This is a genomic window from Bacillus cihuensis (assembly GCF_000504145.1).
Lineage (GTDB): Bacteria > Bacillota > Bacilli > Bacillales > DSM-1321 > Peribacillus > Peribacillus huizhouensis.
This window is the reverse complement of the sequence record NZ_KI632501.1, coordinates 84,540-106,069: the sequence shown is the minus strand read 5'-3', so window position 1 is coordinate 106,069 and position 21,530 is coordinate 84,540. Positions and strand designations below refer to the sequence as shown.

Annotated in this window: 15 protein-coding genes, 4 pseudogenes and 1 riboswitch; of the genes and pseudogenes, 9 read left to right on the top strand and 10 right to left on the bottom strand. The window is 37.3% G+C overall.

Features of this window, described 5'->3' with window-relative positions:
* The coding region (locus V179_RS0126330) for an IS6 family transposase (RefSeq protein ID WP_028394093.1) at positions 1-509 on the top strand (509 nt) is incomplete at its 5' end.
* Positions 510-794: 285 nt separating this feature from the next.
* Here V179_RS0126330 and V179_RS0126325 read toward each other — a convergent pair.
* The gene (locus V179_RS0126325) at positions 795-1,658 is read right to left on the bottom strand and encodes a MerR family transcriptional regulator (RefSeq protein ID WP_051405161.1); all 864 of its coding nucleotides are present in this window, start codon (positions 1,656-1,658) and stop codon (positions 795-797) included.
* Between the two features lie 97 nt (positions 1,659-1,755).
* Here V179_RS0126325 and V179_RS0126320 point away from each other — a divergent pair, with 97 nt between their 5' ends.
* From V179_RS0126320 to V179_RS0126295, 6 genes and pseudogenes are all read left to right on the top strand, one after another.
* Complete coding sequence (locus tag V179_RS0126320) at positions 1,756-3,144, top strand: APC family permease (RefSeq protein WP_028394091.1); 1,389 nt, start codon at positions 1,756-1,758, stop codon at positions 3,142-3,144.
* 31 nt (positions 3,145-3,175) lie between these two features.
* On the top strand, positions 3,176-4,648 hold the full coding sequence (locus V179_RS0126315) for an aldehyde dehydrogenase family protein (protein WP_028394090.1): 1,473 nt from the start codon (positions 3,176-3,178) through the stop codon (positions 4,646-4,648).
* 63 nt (positions 4,649-4,711) lie between these two features.
* A complete protein-coding gene (locus V179_RS0126310; protein ID WP_028394089.1) occupies positions 4,712-5,896 on the top strand; it encodes an iron-containing alcohol dehydrogenase in 1,185 nt (394 codons plus the stop codon).
* Positions 5,897-6,151: 255 nt separating this feature from the next.
* Positions 6,152-6,824: pseudogene (locus tag V179_RS28920) on the top strand (IS6 family transposase).
* Between the two features lie 68 nt (positions 6,825-6,892).
* A riboswitch (guanidine-I (ykkC/yxkD leader) is annotated at positions 6,893-6,990 on the top strand.
* A 70-nt stretch (positions 6,991-7,060) separates the two neighbouring features.
* Positions 7,061-7,402, top strand: a complete 342-nt coding sequence (locus tag V179_RS0126300; RefSeq protein WP_028394088.1) for a DMT family transporter — start codon at positions 7,061-7,063, stop codon at positions 7,400-7,402.
* The gene (locus tag V179_RS0126295) at positions 7,402-7,716 is read left to right on the top strand and encodes a DMT family transporter (RefSeq protein WP_028394087.1); all 315 of its coding nucleotides are present in this window, start codon (positions 7,402-7,404) and stop codon (positions 7,714-7,716) included. The genes V179_RS0126300 and V179_RS0126295 overlap by 1 nt, the downstream gene beginning before the upstream one ends.
* Before the next feature lie 94 nt (positions 7,717-7,810).
* On the opposite strand, the gene V179_RS32120 is transcribed toward V179_RS0126295, so the two are convergent.
* The 5 genes and pseudogenes from V179_RS32120 to V179_RS30405 form a co-directional block, all read right to left on the bottom strand.
* Positions 7,811-8,104 carry a hypothetical protein gene (locus V179_RS32120; protein ID WP_028394086.1) on the bottom strand — a complete coding sequence of 98 codons (294 nt, stop codon included), beginning with the start codon at positions 8,102-8,104 and terminating at the stop codon, positions 7,811-7,813.
* A pseudogene (locus V179_RS28915) lies at positions 8,086-8,856 on the bottom strand (GerAB/ArcD/ProY family transporter). The gene V179_RS32120 and the pseudogene V179_RS28915 overlap by 19 nt, the downstream one beginning before the upstream one ends.
* Before the next feature lie 556 nt (positions 8,857-9,412).
* A complete protein-coding gene (locus V179_RS0126275; RefSeq protein ID WP_028394084.1) occupies positions 9,413-10,141 on the bottom strand; it encodes a Fic family protein in 729 nt (242 codons plus the stop codon).
* A gap of 332 nt (positions 10,142-10,473) precedes the next feature.
* Positions 10,474-10,935, bottom strand: coding sequence for a GNAT family N-acetyltransferase (locus tag V179_RS0126270; RefSeq protein WP_028394083.1), 462 nt, complete (start codon positions 10,933-10,935; stop codon positions 10,474-10,476).
* Between the two features lie 116 nt (positions 10,936-11,051).
* A pseudogene (locus tag V179_RS30405) lies at positions 11,052-11,225 on the bottom strand (tyrosine-type recombinase/integrase); the annotation flags it as partial.
* Between the two features lie 321 nt (positions 11,226-11,546).
* Here V179_RS30405 and V179_RS0126265 point away from each other — a divergent pair.
* Complete coding sequence (locus V179_RS0126265; protein ID WP_028390866.1) at positions 11,547-12,782, top strand: IS110 family RNA-guided transposase; 1,236 nt, start codon at positions 11,547-11,549, stop codon at positions 12,780-12,782.
* Between the two features lie 198 nt (positions 12,783-12,980).
* On the opposite strand, the gene V179_RS0126260 is transcribed toward V179_RS0126265, so the two are convergent.
* The 4 genes and pseudogenes from V179_RS0126260 to V179_RS28905 form a co-directional block, all read right to left on the bottom strand.
* The gene (locus V179_RS0126260; protein ID WP_051405160.1) at positions 12,981-13,490 is read right to left on the bottom strand and encodes a DUF4871 domain-containing protein; all 510 of its coding nucleotides are present in this window, start codon (positions 13,488-13,490) and stop codon (positions 12,981-12,983) included.
* A 440-nt stretch (positions 13,491-13,930) separates the two neighbouring features.
* Complete coding sequence (locus V179_RS0126255) at positions 13,931-15,094, bottom strand: SGNH/GDSL hydrolase family protein (RefSeq protein WP_028394081.1); 1,164 nt, start codon at positions 15,092-15,094, stop codon at positions 13,931-13,933.
* A 454-nt stretch (positions 15,095-15,548) separates the two neighbouring features.
* Positions 15,549-16,423, bottom strand: a pseudogene (locus V179_RS31890) (glucose PTS transporter subunit IIA).
* 515 nt (positions 16,424-16,938) lie between these two features.
* The gene (locus tag V179_RS28905; protein ID WP_051405157.1) at positions 16,939-18,486 is read right to left on the bottom strand and encodes a primase C-terminal domain-containing protein; all 1,548 of its coding nucleotides are present in this window, start codon (positions 18,484-18,486) and stop codon (positions 16,939-16,941) included.
* Positions 18,487-19,569: 1,083 nt separating this feature from the next.
* Between V179_RS28905 and V179_RS0126235 the strand changes: the two genes are divergently transcribed.
* Positions 19,570-21,420: a helix-turn-helix domain-containing protein gene (locus V179_RS0126235; RefSeq protein WP_028394079.1), complete on the top strand. Its 1,851-nt coding sequence runs from the start codon at positions 19,570-19,572 to the stop codon at positions 21,418-21,420.
* The last annotated feature ends 110 nt before the right edge of the window (positions 21,421-21,530 follow it).

The following is a 21,530-nucleotide window of genomic DNA, read 5'->3' as shown; positions in this document are numbered from 1 at the left end:
CATATTTAAGGAGAACCAATGACCCCTGGAGGATGGACGAAATTTACAAAAAAGTAAAAGGACAGCGGATGTATTTATATCGTGCAGTAGATTCTGAAGGGAACACGATTGATTTTTACCTAAGCAAAACTAGAGATGCGAAATCAGCTAAGCACTTTTTCAAGAAAGCCTTGGCTTCTTCCCATGTGCCTCAACCTCGCGTCATTACGGTGGATAAAAATCCGGCTTATCCAGTGGCGATTCAAACATTAAAAGAAGAGAAACGTATGCCTGAGGGCATACAGCTAAGGCAACGTAAATATCTCAACAATATCATGGAACAGGACCACCGTTTTATAAAGAAGAGAGTTCGTTCCATGTTAGGATTGAAATCATTTCGTACAGCTACCTTGATTTTGAGGGGTATCGAAGCTATGCATATGATAAAAAAAGGGCAACTTCACCAAAGGGTGAACTATGCCCAAAATGAGGTTGAAGCCATTCATAAGTTATTTAAGTTAGCTGCTTAATCTCAAGGTTAATAGGATATTGCTGTTCTATGGTTCTAGCGAATTATTTTTGCACCAGAACCGTGTTTTTTGTCCTGGCTGCTGAATGTGCTGTTTCAAGAGTACTGCACGTAATTTTTTATTACCTTTTCTTGTTTTTCCGGATTTTTTCAGCACTTTCATTGTTATCTGAGATCATTCCAACCCATGAACATAGATCCTTTTAAAACTTCAATGAGGTTCAAGGGGCGGTTCCATCTTCCCGTCACTTCATCAAAGTGGGACGTGCTTCCTGTGCCCCCGTCCCTAAATTTGAACCGGAACTTGAATTTCGAATGTAATCTCATTTGGTTTATCTGTAATTGTAATATCGACGTGCATAATTTGCAGCGCATCGCCGGTTATGCGATATCCAGTTTCATCGATATATTCCAAGATCTTACTCAAACTTTCGCTTCGATTCCACAATAATTCCCCATTATAACGAATACACGCAAATAACCCGGCCGGAACTGTCTTTTGGAACTGTTTTGTTATTTTTTCTTTATTTTTTGCCACTACAAAAATAACAGATGGTTCCTCAAAACGTTTCGCTTTAAGATCGGCTTCTGAGATAATAATACCCAGTCTATTACTGGCCAGAATCGGTGTCATCTCAGAAAGCATATTCTCTAACCTTATAACACCATAACTCAGTTCCAAATTATTATTGATTTTTTCATTTAAGGTAATTAACTTCCTTCTTCCTATTTTACGGAACATCACCGTTTGAAGTTCTTTTTCTTTCTCTACATGCTCTAAGTATTCAATTTTCCCCCGAATATTTTCCTCTAAGTCATGTAACTCGCTCAGTTTTGACACAAGTTCCGTATGCTTGTCTTTCAGTATATCCAAGGACTTATTAAAATTACGTTCATTAAAATAATCCTTTATTTCGTCCGTACTCATCCCAAGTTGCCGTAACTCTTTAATGGTCCCTAAAACTTCATATTGAAAAATAGAATAGTAGCGATACCCCGAATTAGGATCGACATATTGCGGCTTGAATAGGTCAATCCGATCGTAGTGGCGTAGGGTCTCCGTCGTTACCCCTCGTAACCTCGCCATTTCGCCAATGGATAATTCTTCCTTTACTTTCAGTGAAATCACGCCCTTAAAAATATAATACACCTATTGACCTTTGTGTAACAACAAGGTTTAAAATAAAAATACGAAATATACTAAATCGTCAAAGAATTAAATTTAATAACATGGAGGGAGTTGAGATATGAAACAGAAAGCGCTTGCAAGAACGCTTACATTGTCACAGGTTGTTTTTTTAGGGGTTGCATGGAATAACCCCATGGTGTTTTTTAATACCTATGGAATTGCTGCCGTTACCTCAAAAGGTGTCATTACGACTGCATACATTATTGCTTTTCTAGCAATCCTTTTTACTGCTCTCAGCTATGGCAAGATGGCGAAAGCATACCCGATCTCAGGTTCAGCCTATACCTTTACGCAAAAATCTATTAATTCTGAGGTTGGGTTCATGGTCGGTTGGACGATTATGCTTGATTATATTTTAACACCTATGGTTACCTGCTTGATGTCGACTGTTTTTTTAAGTTCGGTATTTCCTGGAATTCCGCATTATGTGTTTGTAATTGTGTTGACTGCGAGCATAGTCTTTCCGAGTATACTAGGTGTGGAGATATCAGCAATAACTAGTAAAATTTTTGTTATAGCTCAAGTCATTTTTGTTTGTCTTTTCTGGTTATTAACCTTTAAAAGTTTATCAGAAGGAGTAGGGACGGGTAGTCTTTTCTCAATTAAGCCATTGTTTGATGCAGATGTTTCCTTGTCCGCTATCTTGGCAGGTGCTACCATTCTTTGTTTTAGTTTTCTTGGTTTTGACTCACTCACGACTTTATCTGAGGAAACAATCAATCCCGAAAAAACGATTCCAAGAGCGATTATTATCATGCTATTGTTTATCGGAGTTTTGTATATTGGCTCTTCTTACTTAGCACAATTGGTGAATCCAGGCATTTCATTCAAAAATGCTGATTCTGCATCCCTTGAAATAGCAGTGCTTGTAGGAGGAAATTTATTTAAATCCATTTTCATTACAGCGGTGATTATTGGTAATTTCTCTTCTGGAATCGCTTCAATCACAAGCGCTTCGCGAGTGTTATATGTGATGGGACGAGACTCCGTATTGCCAAAAAAAATATTTGGATACATTCATCCTAAATTTAATACACCGTTACTTGGGATCATTATGATTGGCGCAGTTTCTTTACTCGCAATTCTAATAACCCTAGAACAAGTTATTAAGTTTATCAATTTTGGAGCGTTAATTGCCTTTACATCTGTAAATCTGTCTGTTATCGCCCATTATTTTATCAGAAATCACAAGCGTTCTTTTATGGATTGCATTCGGTACCTAATATTACCACTCATTGGCGCAGCTTTTACGATGTGGTTATGGTCACATTTAGAAATGGACTCGTTGATTCTCGGGGGCATTTGGATGGCATGCGGCTTGATTTATCTTGTCTATATGACGAAAGGGTTCCGCAAACCACTTCCTGAGTTTCATTTTGATAAAGAAATGATTCCAGAAAATGTCCAAGACATTGATCGAGAGGTTATCCCTCAACAGGTAAGGTAAAATAAAAATAACATATTGGAGGTTTGTCAAAATGTTGAAGTTGAAAATGTTTATTAATGGTGAATGGATGGATTCGTTAAGCGGAGAGAAGAGTCATGCTGTGAATCCCGCAAACGGTAAAATCATGGCCGAGGCTCCGAAGGGAAGTAGAGAAGAAGCCCAAATGGCGATTAATGCAGCACGAACAGCTTTTGACTCCGGAATTTGGTCAGACTTACCGGCATCTGAACGTGCATCCTACTTATTTAAAATAGCGGATAAGATTGAAGAATTGGCAGCCGAGCTTAGCAAACTTGAAACAGAGAATACGGGGAAACCCCTTAAAGAATCTGAGTTTGATATTGCTGATACGGTGGATTGCTTTCGATACTATGCTGGGTTAGTGACAAAGCCAAATGGTCAAACGTATTCTGTTGCCGATCCTGTGCAAGCCATGGTTATTCGGGAACCTGTCGGCGTATGCGGACTTATCGCTGCATGGAATTTTCCATTGTTGACGGGAGCTTGGAAAATAGCCCCTGCGCTTGCTGCGGGAAATACGCTTGTATTTAAACCTGCTGAAATCACTCCGGTCACCACTTACAAATTATTTGAGATCATGGAAGAAGTGGGGATACCAGCTGGTGTTGCAAACCTAGTTTTGGGAGGTGGTTCAACAGTAGGAAATGAAATAGCGGAAAGTCAAAAGGTGGATCTGATTTCTTTTACAGGTAGTACAGCAACAGGTAGAAGTATCATGAATTCAGCAACAGGAAATATTAAAAATATTTCACTCGAACTAGGCGGCAAGTCGCCAAATATTGTTTTCGCTGACGCAGATTTTGAGACAGCCATCGATTATGCATTGAATGGGATTTTTACCAATGCCGGCCAAGTTTGTAATGCAGGATCCCGTTTACTATTAGAAGAGAGCATTCATGATAAGTTCATTGCTAGATTGGTAGAAAGAGCGAAAAAGATTCAGGTTGGGCTTGGGAATGATTCGTCTACAGAGATGGGTCCGCTTGTAAGTGAAGACCATATGAAGAACATCCTTGAATATATTCAAATTGGCTTAGACGAAGGGGCTACATTAGCTTGCGGGGGCAACCGTATCACAAGCAACGGGCTTGAAAATGGTTATTTCATTGAGCCAACAATATTTGTTGACACCCAACCTGACATGAGAATTGTTCAGGAAGAAATTTTTGGACCAGTCCTTGTCGTTCAAAAGTTTAAAGATGAGGCGGAAGCAATCCAGCTGGCAAATGATACTTCATACGGGCTTGCAGCAGGTGTTTTTTCGCAAGATGGCGCCAAAGCTTTGAGGGTTATTAAAAAAGTAAGAGCCGGAATTACCTATGTTAATGCTTATAACCTTGCCTATAATGAAGCACCGTGGGGAGGCTACAAGCAGAGTGGGATTGGCCGCGGGTTAGGAACCTTTGGTTTGGATACGTTTACTGAGGTAAAACAAATCAATATTAATTTAGAGGTTAAGCCAACTGAATGGTTTAGCAATTAATTAAATAGAGAAAATATCATTGTTAAATTTAAAGTATTCAAAAAACAAAGGAGGAAATTTATTATGTTATGGGATTTTCATTTTAATCTGCCTACCGCTATAGAGTTTGGGAATGGAAAAGTAAAGAATATTGGTAAAAGGGCTAAAGAATTAGGTGGAAATAAAGCCCTTATTATTACCGACAAAGGACTTGCACAAACAGGAATTTTGGAAAAAATCACACAGTCATTAGCTCAAGAAGGTGTCCATTATATTGTTTATGATGAAATATCACCTAATCCAAAAGATGTAGATTGTGAGAGTGCTTATCAACAGTTTAAAAACGAGAACATCGATCTTTTAATTGGTCTCGGCGGCGGAAGTTCAATGGATACAGCCAAAGCAATTGGAACACTTTTAACACATGGAGGGGAGCTTAGAGAACGTTACGGCGTAAATTTACTAGAAAGAGAAATCCCTCCACTAATTTGTATTCCGACAACTTCAGGTACCGGTAGTGAAGTTACAAGAGGTTCTGTCATTACCGATACCGTGACGAAACAGAAGGAGGCAATACTAGATTTGAAAATCGCTCCTAAACTGGCCCTTGTCGATCCTGAATTGACGTTAACATTGCCTAAATCTATTACAGCTGCTACAGGAATGGATGCACTCACACATGCAATCGAAGCTTATACTTGCAAAGTTGCTGAACCACTTTCAGATGCTTTAGGACTATATGCCATTGAATTAATAGCTAAGTACCTTCCATTAGCAGTAGAAAATGGTCATGATTTAGAGGCTAGGAAAAATATGCTTTTGGGCAGTTTAGTTGCAGGTATCGCCTTTGATAACACCGATCTTGGGGCTGTACATGCAATGGCCGAACCACTTGGGGGGCTCTATGATACTCCACATGGAGTGGCGAATTCTATTTTTCTCCCACATGTATTTGAATTTAATATTCCTTCAAATCCAGAAAAGCACGCCATGGTAGCAATCAAGCTTGGAGCAAATCCTGAAGGAAAAACAGTTGAAGAAACGGCGTATGAAGGTGTTGTGCTGTTAAAAGAACTGGCAAATAAAATCGGCATTCCTAGCTTCCGAGATTTAGGCAATGTAAATCCCGAAGACTTCGCTTTCCTAGCGGAAGGAGCCTTTAAACATTTGTGTACTCAGGCGAATTCAAGGGATTTGACACAAGAAGACTATCTGAACTTATTTCAAAAGACTTATGAGGTGAAAACCACAACTTTAATTGAAAATTAATTGTGAATATAGAAGCAAAATTTAAAATCCTTGGGACAGGTAGAAAAAGATTACACTTTTATATATAACTGAAACTTAAAACTACTAGATAAGAATCCATTTTGAAACAAAAACTTGCGGTTTATATTGGTAAGTAATTAATCAAGGGGGTCTCTCGGGATCCTCTGACCTATCATGTGGGAATACCCTCGCTAATAGTTGAACCTCTTTTGAGTGGGTTCTGGTGCAAAAAATCTAGGAAGCTTGGACATACTGATGTTATCAATCTATATCTTACATGTAGTACGCTGGTACCTCCGGTATAGTCTGAGTCTTCGTAATCTCGTAGAGATGATGGAAGAGCGTGGAATATGCATAGCACATACTACGATTATGCGCTGGGTTCATCAATATGGACCAGAACTTGATAAACGCATTCGTCCATATTTAAGGAGAACCAATGACTCCTGGAGGGTGGACGAAACTTACATAAAAGTAAAAGGACAGTGGATGTATTTATATCGTGCAGTAGATTCTGAAGGGAACACGATTGATTTTTACCTAAGCAAAACTAGAGATGCGAAATCAGCTAAGCACTTTTTCAAGAAAGCCTTGGCTCCTTCCCATGTGCCTCAACCTCGCGTCATTACGGTGGATAAAAATCCGGCTTATCCAGTGGCGATTCAAACATTAAAAGAAGAGAAACGTATGCCTGAAGGCATACAGCTAAGGCAACGTAAATATCTCAACAATATCGTGGAACAGGACCACCGTTTTATAAAGAAGAGAGTTCGTTCCATGTTAGGATTGAAATCATTTCGTACAGCTACCTTGATTTTGAGGGGTATCGAAGCTATACATATGATAAAAAAGGCAACTTCACCAAAGGGTGAAATATGCCCAAAATGAGGTTGAAGCCATTCATAAGTTATTTAAGTTAGCTGCTTAATCTCAAGGTTAATAGGATATTGCTGTTCTATGGTTCTAGCGAATTATTTTTGCACCAGAACCCATAAGAGAAATGTTTTCTAGGGTTCCGCAGCTCTAATGTTGGTCTGGTCCGAGAGAAAACTCATAGCTTTGCTGTGTCACGGAAGGATAAAAGACTGGGAGATAACTGTTTAATAGTTTTCCCTAGGCTTTTTTTGTGTTTTGGTAAGAATAAAATTGGGAGGTGTCATCTAGATGAACGCAAATTGGATTAAAGTATTTGTTGCGGCTCTATTTGAAGTATTTTGGGTTATTGGATTGAAACACGCAGACGACTTTTTGACTTGGGCTGGAACAGTTATATCCATCATTATCAGTTTCTATGTAATGATTATGGCGGGACGAAAACTTCCCGTAGGAACTGTCTATGCAGTTTTTGTAGGATTGGGTACAGCAGGCACCGTTATTTCTGAAATAATACTCTTTGGAGAACCATTCAAAATGAGTAAAATACTTTTGATTTTACTGTTACTAGCCGGAGTAATTGGCTTGAAATTAGTTACAAAGGATAAAGTTCAGGAAGGGAATGATTCCTAATGGCGTGGATGTCTTTAATCTTAGCAGGATTATTTGAAATGTTTGGTGTTGCTATGATAAATAAACTTCATAAGGACCGTAATTGGAAGTCCCTAGTTCTATTAGTTCTTGGATTTGGAGCAAGCTTTATATTTCTATCCTATGCACTGGAAACACTTCCTATGGGGACAGCTTATGCAATATGGACGGGAATTGGTGCGTCTGGTGGAGCAATATTGGGAATGCTTTTATATGGAGAGTCAAAAGATTGGAGAAGGTTGGTCTTGATAGTTATAGTTTTAGTTGCAGCCGTAGGATTAAAACTTGTAGCATAAAGGAAAAAAGGACAATTATTATATATTACTTGGATTAAGAAAAGCCTATTTTACCCTATTAAACAAGCTGGGGGATCTTCAATCGAAGATCCCTTTATATTGTCTTTTGGTTTTTTTTGTTGATTTTTTTTCGTGAGACAGCAATCAGAAGTAGTATTAGAGGAATAAGTGTTTGGATAGACAGATAATAAAAATATGCAAAAATATCATAGCGACTAAGTGACATTACGCTGGGGAAGCCCCAGAAACTAAATATCACGATAAGAATGCCAATCGGAAATACGATAGGACGGTAGTCAGAAAGGTTGAGCCATTGGGCGGTACTCAGTACCGAAGCATAATAAAATACCGAAGTTTTGATAAACGTCCCTAATATCCATACAGCCATGGTAATTGACTCCACATTCTCAACAAAACGTACAAGCTGACATATCTTCCAACAATCAAAGCAGGATATCCGTAACTACTTACATTCTCTCCTAACAAAAAAAGAATCAAAAAATTAACAGCAACTATTGTAAGCATCACAAAAAATACTGAAATCATGCTCCATTTACTCCCTTTCTCTATGTCAGTCAAGAAAGGAAGATAGAAAGAGATTAAAAAAAATATTCCAAACCATCCCTGTGGTATGAATGCGCCCTTAATTGAAGGAATAATCCCATCTTCCATTATTGGGAATATATTTTTGATTTCAAATTCGGGAACCAATAATATAATAGCGATAGTAGAAGGTATTAAAAAAATAGGAAAAGCAATTGAGAAACTCTCCCGACTACCTCTACCCCTCCACGTACGGCAAAGGCACAGAGGAGTACCATCGATGCTGAAACCAAACTAATCGGCGTTTTGGGAAGAAAAGGCCCCACAATAAATTCTAACTTCCTGACCGGTAGAATGCATAATATAAAACACGAAAATAAATCCTAATATTTTCCCTATAATTTGACCAACTATATGTTCACTGTACTGAACTAGCGACTGTTTAGGATAAAACGCATTTAATTTAATCACTATATATACCGTTAAAAAGCCGACGAAGGAAGCCCATATCGGTGAAGGCCATAAATCGTTCTTAGCGTATTTACCCATTGTACTAGGAAGAGCAATTATAGCGGTAGCTATGACCGTAGGATACATCATGATTCCCATTTGGAACGCGGAAATTCTCCCTTTTTCCAACATCTTTTAACCTCACTCTATTTAAGGGGCATTACTTGCTAAGATTATTTATCATACTTTGGAAGTAGAACTTAACCAGGCTTAACCACTATAACAGAATGTTAGCCAGCATAAACTGAATTAGAACGGGCATTTCATTAACGAACGAAGATGGGTTGATTGCAACTGTTATAAGAGCATTTGGCTTTGATTCAGTAGCAATGAGAGGCGTAGAATTTGATAAAGTAGTGGAAGCATTCGATTGATGAATGCTTCCACTTTTAGTTGTTTTTCAATCAGGAAATTGGCTTTTTTTATGAGTTGAAACTTCCTTAGCGTTGTAAATCCACATTTTCCTGACGGTACCCCATGGATGACATTCAACTATCCATAAAAAATTATAGAGGCGATATTGGTTAAATGGTAAAAAATTTCTGTAATATAAAAAGTACCCTATAGGGCAGACTCTTTTTTTAGCTACTCTATAGAGTATATTATTTTAGTGGTGCTTCTTAATCCAAATCCCAAAATTTTCTTAAGTAATAGCACTTAAATAAAGATTTAGTGAATCTTCTACTTCTTTTGCGATCAACTGTATGAAATCACGATAATCCTTTTTTGTATGAGATTTATCTAATGCTTCATAATAAGCTAATCGGTTTTCAACTTTAATAACAACTGCAGGAAAACCTGCTTTCATCAATTCTAAATTTAAAAGAAGTCGAGATGTACGCCCGTTTCCATCAATGAACGGATGGATACCAACGAAAATTGCATGTAACATAGCTCCTCGCTCCACTGGATTTAACTTTTGCGCCTCAATGTCATACCACTTAATCAACTGTTCCATTTGTTCCTTGATTAAATAAGAGGCTGGAGGTGTATGCTTTGCCCCAGCAATAAACACTTGTTGGTCACGATACACACCTGCGTAATCATCATCAATACCTTTTAAAACTAGTCGATGGAGATTTTTTATTTGCCATTCTGTTAAAGGCTCGCCTTTTTGCACAATTTCTTCAACGTACGCAATCGCGTCTCGATGATTGATGACTTCTAAATGCTCTCGCATCGTTTTACCACCGACAGTAATCCCTTCTAACACGACCTTTGTTTCGTTCATTGTTAAAGTATTACCCTCAATAGCATTGGTATTATATGTCCATTCAAGCAATAGCTTTTCACGTAAACTCTTTAACGTATATTTTGGTAATGGTCGTAAGGCATCTAAGCTCGCCTTTTTCCTATTTATTTGTTCAAACATCTAATTTCACCTCTATACGTCATCCTATTTCTTATCTTAATTTTACACTAACTGTTAATTAAAAACAGCTTGCATATTTTAATGATTTGCAAGCTTTCTCAACTGTAGCTTTAAAATAAAGTTTGATATTGCCTCGTAAACAACTACATTTTATGATAAGTAAAAAGAATCTATTTTGAAAAAAGATTGTTCAAAATAGATTGTTATCCAGTAGATTTAAGTATCAGTGTTTTATCATTTTCTACCTGTGTTCCTCCACAATCGCGCCCTTTAATGAAAATAAACGCTGTTCCTTGTTACAGAAAAACCCCCGATAGTTTAATAAAAAGTTATTAAAGCTTTAGCTTTAAACCCTCATGCGTTGCTTTAAAACCTAACCGTTCATAAAACCTTAATGCATCTGGTCTTTTTTTATCAGTTGTCAGTTGTACTAAATGACAACCACGTTCTTCTGCACGTTGAATTGCCCATTTTATAAGTTCAGTACCTACACCCTTACCTCTTACAGAAGCTGATGTTCTCACTCCTTCGATAGTAGCTCTCCATCCACCTTGATGTGTTATATAAGGTGTAAAAGTAATTTGTTGTACCCCAATCACTTCATTGCCGTCACAAGCCACTATTAACTCGTTATTAGGGTCAGATTTAATAGCCTCAAATGCTTTTATGTAACTATTAGGGAGTGGATGCTCATAAAGCTCACGTTTACTTCCCAAAACATCATCTGCAAGCATTGCAACAATACTTTGTAAATCTTTTTCAGTAGCCATCCTAAATCTTATTTCTGTCTCCAATGAAAGCACCCCTCTAATTAGTAAACCTTTTATTAATTTAAATGCTACGATAACAAAAAGACACGCCTTTTTATATGCGCGCCTAGATTTCGATTATAGTTTAATTTATATACCTTTTAAAAATATTTACTATAAAAATCGTGTCTCAATTTGCCACTTAACTGGGCATATATTTTTGTGGTCTCACTCTTCTTATGACCAAGTAAGCTCTGAATCACTTCAAGTAGTGCACCGTTATTAATCATATGTGTAGCACAGCTGTGACGTAATTGATGAGGCAGTATATATTTTCAATTGACTGACTCTTTTATATGAAAGTTTGATTATTTCCTATCTATGTTGCTCAACAATCGCGCCCGATCGTATTATAAGGTCAGCCAGAAATTATTTCTGGTTGACCATTTTTTATATCGATATATGATAACGGTAGCCGAGGTAGAACGTTCGCGCCCGTGGGGCTAAGACCCCGTCCGCAAAACAGTTCGCCCCCTACTTGTAGAAACATGTTTGAGGCTGGTTGGGACAATGATCTCGTATAACAAGCGAAGCTATGACACTATGAGGAGGATTCAGGGGTTACCGGCAATTATATTTTTGAAGGAGGAATTTTAATGAATCCAGTCGTTGGTCTGGATGTGGCAAAAGGTGAAAGTCAAATTCAAGCATACTTGGAAAGAAAGAAGCCCTACAAGAAAAGTTTCAAAGTAAAACATGATCTTGATGGGTTAGCTAGTTTATTAGAGTTTATTAAAGAGATAGAAGATATTTCAGGAGAACGTCCCCCTCTCGTAATGGAATCAACGGGTCATTATCACACACCGGTTGTTCAATATTTTGAGGACAAAGGCTATTTAATCATTATCGTAAATCCACTCATCTCCTATAAAGCAAAAAGTTCTAGTTTGCGAAAGGTAAAAACAGATATCATTGATGCCAATCACCTCTGCGAGCTGTATTATAAAGAGGATTTAGAGCCTTATAAAAAGCGTGGTATCCAACTTATGAACTTACGTCACCTTACAAGACAGCACGATAATATTACAGGCATGTTTGTACAAACCAAATTACAATTTCAGGCCGTTTTGGATCAAGTTTTTCCTGAATATAGTAAGGTTTTTGGAGATTTATATTCGGACGTTTCTTTAAAAACATTACAAGCATTTCCTACTTCAGAAGATGTCTTGAAAAGCGATACTGAAACATTAACAACAAAAATAAAAGAATTCTGTAATACTCGTTCACTACAATGGGCAAACAAACAGGCTGAAAAGCTAATGACTGCCGCAACTCAAAACCCTTTTCAGAAGGCTTTATACTCTAGTCTTGCCCTGAGCTTAGATATGTTTATTAATATGCTCTTTGAATACAAAAAACATCTATCCATGATTGAAAAGGAGATAGATGCTTTAGTAAAAGGTATTGAAGAATCTAAGATTATCCGATCAATTCCCGGTATCGGTGAAAAAATCGCAGCCACGATTATTTCTGAAATTGGGGAAATTGAAAGGTTTAATCATCCTAAGAAACTAGTCGCATTTGCCGGTCTTGATCCAAGTGTCTTTGAATCTGGCACATTCAAAGGTACTTACAATCGAATTACCAAAAGAGGCTCTAGCAGACTACGGCAAGCTTTGTATATGGCTGTTAAATGTGCTATTCGTGACTGTCGCAAACAGAAAACAACGGATGAAATCCTTCCTCGTAATAAGAGATTACGAGCGTTTTATGATAAAAAACGGGAAGAAGGAAAACCTTTTAGAGTAGCTGTGATAGCTTGTGCAAATAAACTTTTACATTGGATTTATGCACTTTTAAAAAACAAAACTTCTTTCCTAGATTTAGCTTGATTTAACATTTTAACTAATCGGTCCAGAACTTTCCAAATATAGTATTTGGACGGTTATTTGGTATGCACAAATTTAGTATAACATGATATTTTTAATATTTTTATTTAAAAATATTGACAACTATTGGCTGGTTTTGTTGAGGATCGTTATTAAACGAAAGCACCCGTTAACGAAAGAAGAATACTAAAACATGCTTATTTATTCATTAATTTCGTTAACCAATATATCAAATAATTTGCCATCAATATAAACTAACAATGCCCATTTCCCTGATTCTGGTAAGACGACATTCGATGGCATACTTGCATCTGCCCCTTCAATCTTGCCACCACCAACACCATCCCTCGACCAAGTGCCGTCACTTAAAACGGGAGTTATTTTTGAAGTATCTTGATTGTAACCCACAACTGTAAGCTCACCTTTATCAATCCCCCAAAAATGCCACAACCACTTTTCGACTTCATTAGGTTTTAATTCTGGTCCTATAATTCCAAGTTTATTTTTGTTACCAACAAAATCACTTCGTGTACCTGCTTCAAATTCGGTAACTGTTCTATCCCAATCTACCTTTTCAATATCATTTTTTTGAACAAATTCGGGTATATCTTCAGGCAAAGTCAACTTACTTTCAACTGTTTCATTTGTAGAGCAACCTCCAACCAAAAAAAGCACACTTAAGAAAATAAGTACTATAGACTTTATTTTCAAAAAATCATCTCCCTAAAAACAAAAGTGTAATTCCCTATAATTTTCAATTATACCAAAAATTCACCAATTCTCTTAAACTGATTTTGAACTAATGATTAAAAATCAAAATAAAAAGAATCTCCATTTATGAAGATCCTTTTGTTATTTCCTATAAGAAACTTTATGTTAACTAGACTTGTATGAAGTATACATTCTATTCTTTTAAAGTGGGTCGGCTTTTTTACTTATGGTTTTTACTTAATTCATCTGTTCATGGAACCACTTATCGTTGGCAATTTAATAGTTTGATTTGGATATATTAGGTTTGGATTCTAAATCTGATCCCGATTGGTTTTATATATAGCCCGGATCTCTCGCGCAATTTGCGTATTGGTTTGTTCCCCATAGTAATTCCCTTTTGAGATGGTCCAGAGATTGTCACCTGGTTTTACTATGTATGACTATTTTTTCGGTTTACCCCGTTTTTTTACCAGCTTGGTGGTAACTTCTAACCCCCGACCGGTATCAATACTACTGTCGCCGAAGGTGTAGACCCTAGTGTATTTCGACGGAATGATATCATCGGCAATCGCTTTAGCAAAATTACTAACTTTACCGTTATAGACCTTTTTGAAAACACCATCATTTGTTGTAATATCAGAGTTTAAAAGGTAAGTAGCCAGGTGTTTGTGACTTCTGCTGGATAGATGGTATTCGTCATAAGTGTAGAAATCGTCAGGTTCCCAACCAGCGGCTTCGGGCTCATAATATTTGCTGTCGGTTGAGTAAATGCCATAACCGCCATAGATGTCTTCTGCATCGGTAGTAGGAAAGATATCACTGTTGTCTTCAGAGGCTAAGGCGTAACCATAGGCTGGAGCCCAGTCGGAAATCAAATAAAAGCCCATGCTTTTATATCCGAATTTTTCAAAACCCTGTTTCTCAATATTGGAACGCAATTGCTGATTGTGCCCGTAGATAACCTCTACATCGTCAGGAATGGTATCCAAAGCAAGATAATCTTCAATCTTTTGGACAACCTGTTGGTTTCTCATGTCATCAAAACTTGTCAAATCAGTACGCTTGTCCACAAAACGGTTCGGCAGCAAGATATATTTGGCGCCACCTTCTACAAGATTCTGGACCATTTTAAGTGCAAAGTCACTAGAAAGTTTTGCCGCACGTTCAGCCCCTAGATCTTCGACCGCATAAGCATCATTTCCTCCGACGCTGATAATATAGAGAGCTTTGGGATCTGCTTGCCCATTCATATCTGCAAGGAAACTTTCGGTTTGTTGTACGCCACCCCAGCCTTTCAACCAAGAAGACCAATTGGAACATTCATCTGCTTCGCCCTTAGTACCTTTCATGACACCAGTAAAAGCTCCGCCAACAGCATAATTTGTCAACTTATTATAATTACCAGCCAATACATTCGCAATGTACTCAGAGAAGACCCGACCGTCAGAATAGCGACCTTTCCAGTAGTGCTCGGTATCTGCTTTCACATACATTCCGTCAGCCGGATCAAAACCTTCTACTGGTTGTGCTGCTATTACTTCGGGGGACACCACCGTAACAAAAAGAAGTGAAAATATTAAAGTCAATAAAGTTTTTTTCTTCATTTTCTCCCCTCCTAATTTAGTTTTTTAAGGTTCCGACACGCCAATCACACCAATATTAGTGTAACATACATGATGTTAATATATGGGATTTCTTCAAAGGTTTAGTTCCTATAAAAATGTTAAGTCTAAAATACTTAACATTTTAATTGCCAGTAATATTTGATTATGTTAATTGAATTTAAATAATTACATAACATCCTTTCAAACCCTCATTTTGAGATTATAGAAAAAAAATAAAAAAATTAACCTAAAGATCGATTAGAGTGATTTGCAAGTTCAATCTTTAGGTATGTTCTCTCCAATTTACTGTACAACTTTGTACTTTTTCATTTCATTCATATATGTACATGACCAGAGATTGGTTTGACAATCACTGGTCATGTACTTTGCTCCCTTGTTTCGTAGAAAGCATTTTCACTATTGATTTTAAAAAATGCTCATTTCTATTTTTCAGCTATGCATAATGTTTATTTACTATATTCTCAACATGAATCATATCTTCTTCGCCACTAACGACTTTTCCCACTTTATCAACAACGATTTCATATTGTTCTTTGTCTAAGTTCGTAAAAATAATAGGTGTAACAAGTGACAATCCTTTCTCCTCTATTAAACTACGATTTACCGTAACCAATTTATCTCCTTTTCTAAAACGCTGTCCTTCTTCGACCATTACGTTAAATGGCTCACCTTTTAACGTGACAGTTTCAAGTCCAAGTGAATCAAAACTTCACAATTGTTCTTGTCTTTTAATGCAATGGCGTGTTTAGTTGGGAAAATACTCATGACTTCCCCATCAGATGGAGCAACAATTAGGTTTTCTTCAATCTCTATCGCAATGCCATCTCCCATCATTTTACTAGAAAAAACCTCATCAGGAATATCCTCTACCCTCATTAACGTACCAGCACATGGTGAAGCAAATTGCTCGAAAGATCTCCGAGAAGTGGCTGTTTCTTCTATAGAATCTACCTTTTCAACATTCGCCTTTGTAGGATTAATAACCGTACCATTTTTCATTAAAACTTTCATTTCTTCTTTATTTGTATCTGCTCTCATGCCGAATACAGCTTGGATATGAATCCCCTTCTCGAAAACTCCTGCCGCACCAAGTGATTTAATGACTACTTTGTCGACGATCTTCTTATCTTTAACAGTAATTCTTAATCGCAACATACAGGCATTTAGTTCAGTAATGTTATCCTTTCCCCAAAATGCAATAAGAACTTTTTCGGAAAGAGATCCGGCTGTAGCGATTAATTCCGCATTTTCAGTTTTGTTTTCTTCTTCTTTTTCTCTTCCTAGAGTTGCTAAGTTCCATTTTGTAATGGCAAATCGGAAGACAAAGTAATAAACTGCAGCTATAACTAAACCAACTACAATAACGAGACACCAATCAGTTCGGTTCGGGATATTACAAATTCCTATATTTTAGTAAATTGGTGAATCACCTATTAATATCCATAATCATATTTAAGAATCCTTGCTTCCTCGCTAGAATAATTACTTTTGCATCTCCTATTGCTTATCCAATTATTCTCATCATTCTTTCTAATAATTTATATAAGCAGCCAAAGAAATCCTATTATCACTTTAAAACTCCTCCCACTAACTAAGCCTTAAACATGTTTAAAATCATGCATAAAATACTAAATATTTTGGTGCACATCCTCCATAAAACCGGATATAACATGCTGATAAAATACTAGCTTCATAACACCCTAAATAGATACCAGTCAAAAAGTTCTTCCCCAATAAAAAGAAAAACTAGTAAGAGAAAGCATGTTCTAGCAGACACCCAAAAGGATACTATAGATATGTAATGGCAGACTGGCTCATTATTTTTAAGAAGTCCTTTTAACAGGTGGAGAAGCCCCAGAACTGTATAAAATATTCACTTCGTGAGTTAGCAATTCGGTTTCCAATGTAGGGAATTGGAGGGGAACAAACTGATTCGGTTCGGGAAGAAGTTCGGCAAACGAAAGCTGGGCTTGTAGAATGCGATTCTTACGTAACATCAATAAGTTCCTAAAAAGCATTGAACGGCTGCCAAGTTTTGTTCTAGCCCCCCGGCCACGACCAATCGTAAATTTTTTAAGTTTACTAGATTGCTTACAAACTTCCTTAAGCGTTGATACAGACATACCAAAGGTTTTAGCAAGACTACTCAAAGAAGCCTCCAAAAATGGCGTTTCAGGGCTTGTATGTGTATTTAAATAGGCGATGATGTCCTCTTCCCACTCCTTGTAATGGGAACGCACCCGCTCTTCGCGCGGCTTTTTGAATTTATACCACCCTTCCCTTCCCTTGAATTGAGCTTGTCCATCTGTCCAAAGTTCCAGTAAGTCTTCCACGTAGGAACGCTTTACTCCCTTATATTTGCCGGAATACGCACTCCTGATAATTCGTTCAAATTCTCCTTTTTTTAGTGGTTGATTCAAGTTGCTGTTAAATTGATCAAGTTCATCATAAGCTTCTTCCAGAGGCCGCTCACTCGCGTAATTGGCAAGTGCAAGCGTCATGAGCGCATTATTGCGGCTGGAGCCAAAATGTCCTTTATGGATGTGTGTAGCTCGAATAAGCGCCCGATACCAGTCTGAAGACGTTTGGTCGATCGCTGAAACGTTCTTGTTATAAACTACTCGAAGAAAGTTTCTATTTTCCTGCTCTTCATACTGTTTAGACCAGGTTAGCAGTTGGTTTGTATTGGCAGGCTGGTCATAGAAATCCAGTACATTGTCTTCACTTGGGATGCGGTAAAAGCCGAAAGGGACACATCCGGTATCAACCGGCACAAAGCGTTTAAGTGCTTTTCGCATATTTTCCGACAGACGCTCGGCAACTCTTAAAGCTTTGTAATCTTGTTTTTTGTGTATATGAAAAGGGGTTTCCAGCACAAAAAAGACCTGGAATCCTCTTGGTGTTTCCAGCAGAAGATTAGGACGAGGCAAGCCCAATTCCTCACATCCAAGATAAAGGGCATACAGATCCACTTCCTTTGTATCGATATCAAGGCTAATTACATTGATTTGTTTTAGATTCTCACGTTCATGCCCCTTGATGATACGCCTTTTGAAGTCATAGTATGTACCACCTCGATAAGTATTAGGCGTCCAGTGAGTCAGAGCTCGATACTTTTCCTGAAGAGCTTCGTAAGAAGTCACGATATAGCCTTTTCCCTCTACAAGGTCAGCCTTACACGGCGATACAAATACCACACCTTTACGATAAGGATTTTCGTTCATTGTATTCTCGTATTCAGCAACTCTATTTATGGACTGACTTGAGCCCTTTTTTTTATATAGACGCAAGCCATTATGGGTCATGAATTGCATGATTTCGACGATTGAAAGGAGACCTCTTTGGTAATTAGCTGCTATTGGAGTTCCCATGATTCACACCTTCTTCCTATTACTGAATTTACAAACCTATAAAGTTACAATAAATTGCGCCGATTTCCACTTCTTACATGGAACATTTTGCTGAATGAAGTATATCAAACTCGGCTTTTGAAAAAGGGTGCTCTCTAAGAGAAATGCACCAAAAATAAAAAGTCCCTTGGAGCTTAGAGCCCCAAGGGATTGAAATTTTTTTGTTTTTTTTTTATAATGCAAGTTCCGCTCACTTTTTGCACCAAAAAAGCCGAAAGTGTACCATTATTGCACACATTGCATATTGAACAGAATCCTAGATAAGCTTGCCATGATAAGGTTCATTGGCTTACCTTTAAAAAAAATACCAAACAGGTTCCGCTCATCTTTAAGGGCATGTGGTGCAATTTTGGTATACAAGTTCCGCTCACTTATTAAATAATGGTGCTAAAATTGTGTACATTTTTTTTATGTGATAGAAATGAACTGGTGCTAATAGCTATATAAATCAACGTTTTTCTTCCTACACAGGTTCCGCTCACATGTACACTAAAAATATAATTTTGGTGCATTTTCAAAACAAAATAGTATACAAGTTCCGCTCATTTTGAGATTAGTGGAGCATTTTCGTAAAACATATTTCGCTTTATTAGATTTACCTAAAAAAATTTCAAGTTGGTGCTCGCCAAAATCTTTGAACTATATTTACAAATAGTTCAAAAGACAAACAGAGGGGTGGTGCATAATATCTATAAATAGTACACAGGTTCCGCTCACTTATTAAATAATGGTGCGTTTCCTCTAAAACATTTTGAAGTTATTGAATCTTTTATTTAGAGAACTTGAACATATAATGATTATTTTAACGAGGATAATATTTCGTAAGACAAGTTTGGTTAATGGTGCATATGCACCATTATTTCGAAACCTATATAGCAAATGGACCACTTTTTTCGGAACCTGTGTAGTAAATGGTGCATTATCTCTTCGAAAACTGTTCCACTCTTGCTATAATAATAAGAAAGTGGTGCATATCAGATAAAAGAAGAGTTATTAATCTTTCCAGCCAATGGATTTCCTTCAAATAGAGAGGGTGGATTATTTTTGATATATCAGGACATACATGATCATATGATCTTGAACTATGAGTTTCTGAAAATTGCTATTTTCGAAGAAACCAAGATTTTGTTTGAAGATCGTCCTTATATTCTGGCTAAATGGAAACAGGAAGCCTATCGTATGACGGAGGAAGAGGTCAAAAATCAGATGCCGGACTATACAATGAGTCCAAGCTTCCGGGCCTTATTTTCATTGTTCACTCAAACATTATACTTCGAAAAACTTATAACAAAAGAAATGTTAAAAAAGGCTGTAGAAAACTATCAGGATACAATGAAGGTCATATTAGCCGGACATTTTATAAACGAATTCCCTATGGATGAGATAAAACGAAGCACGAATGAAGAGAAAATAAGTGAAGCTTTGAGCCGTGAATATATATATTCCAGTATGGATATGGATTATCATTTAATGAGAGACATTGTGACAAAGAAAAAGGACTTTAAAAAAGGAGAGACTGGTCTCTTGGCAACCGAGATTATCGACAATCGTGGAAAGGTCAGAGGATTAGCAGAAATCAGGCCCCCTCAGTCCCATGTGACTGAGCTTGCCTCAGATCAGCAGGAAATGTGGTTTGAACTTATCGAATCTACTATAAACTCATTGGATGAAATGACGGCTGACCTCTTTGATTTAATTACATACTTATGGATGGTGTCTCCTAAGACCAATGACGGATATATAGAGTTTCATAGTAACGATGCCTTACAGCTTAGGAATCTAAAGAAACGCACAGCAAAAGGCAGAGAACTGGATTTTCGTGAGGAAGATCGCTTCAATATCATGAAACGAGTGGCTGCACTTTCAAGTATCTGGGTCTCCCTTGGCAATCAGCAGGTAAAAGTGTTTAACGCCCAAGACATCCAAGACAATGAACTTTATGAATTCAAAGATTTCCAAAGAATGTTCGAAGTTGGAAAAATCCGTGTTGCCTATGATAAAAAAACAGGAGAACCCAAAGGTATTTATGCCGTACAAGTAAAACCATCTTCTGTTCTTACACCCTACTTGGATGGACCGAATCGAACCCTTGGTTTATTAGATTTAAAAGTGTTTCAATATAGCCATTACACACAGCGTGAACACAAGCGATTGACCCGTTATTTAAATATCCAATGGAAAATCAGGACCATTAGAAGAACTTTGCAGCAACCCTTTAAAGTATCTACCTTGTTGAAAATAATGGACATATCCAATCGATATAACGGAGTGCAAAAGAGAGATAAGTTTGAAAACGTATTGGATGAATTGCAGAAAGACAGCGTGATCAGCAGCTGGAACTATACAGAAGAGATCGACGAGGAACAAGTTGGGAAAAAGGGTTGGTTCCAAAGCTATTGGACTAAACTGAGTGTACTTATTCTGCCCACAGACACTGTCGTTAATGAAAACCAGAAAAAGTTACTGATTGATTCAAATCGTTTGGTGAATGAAGAAATTATCGAACGAATGAATCAGATAAGTCACGAGAGCTCAATTACAGAAGATCTTATTTACTCACAAAACTTTTCATTAAATGAGTTAGCTCCAACACTTGAATTAGAATTCATTGAGGATCCATCCATCGTACCATTGAGGAAAAGTACAAATATGGAACCGGAGCAGCAAGCGTTTCATTTGGGACCAGAACTGGAAATAAAGCTCTCTCCAGAAACAATGAAAACCATGATGGACTCCCAAAACATGAGTATCCGACAGACAGCAGAAGAAATTGGTTTTTCCCACTCTACTCTTTCGCGGTACCTAAGAGGAGAAAATAAACGCCAAAACAATAAGAACGATGAAAAAATGCTTAATTGGTTAAAAGAAAAACAACGGCATCACTCTTCCTTGTGAAATAGGTTAGAGTGTTGCCGTTTGTTTATACCCCTTTATTGTCGCAACAAAAGTTTTTTGTATATTAACAATGAAATTATTTGATGTTAAAATCCCATGTAAGCATGATC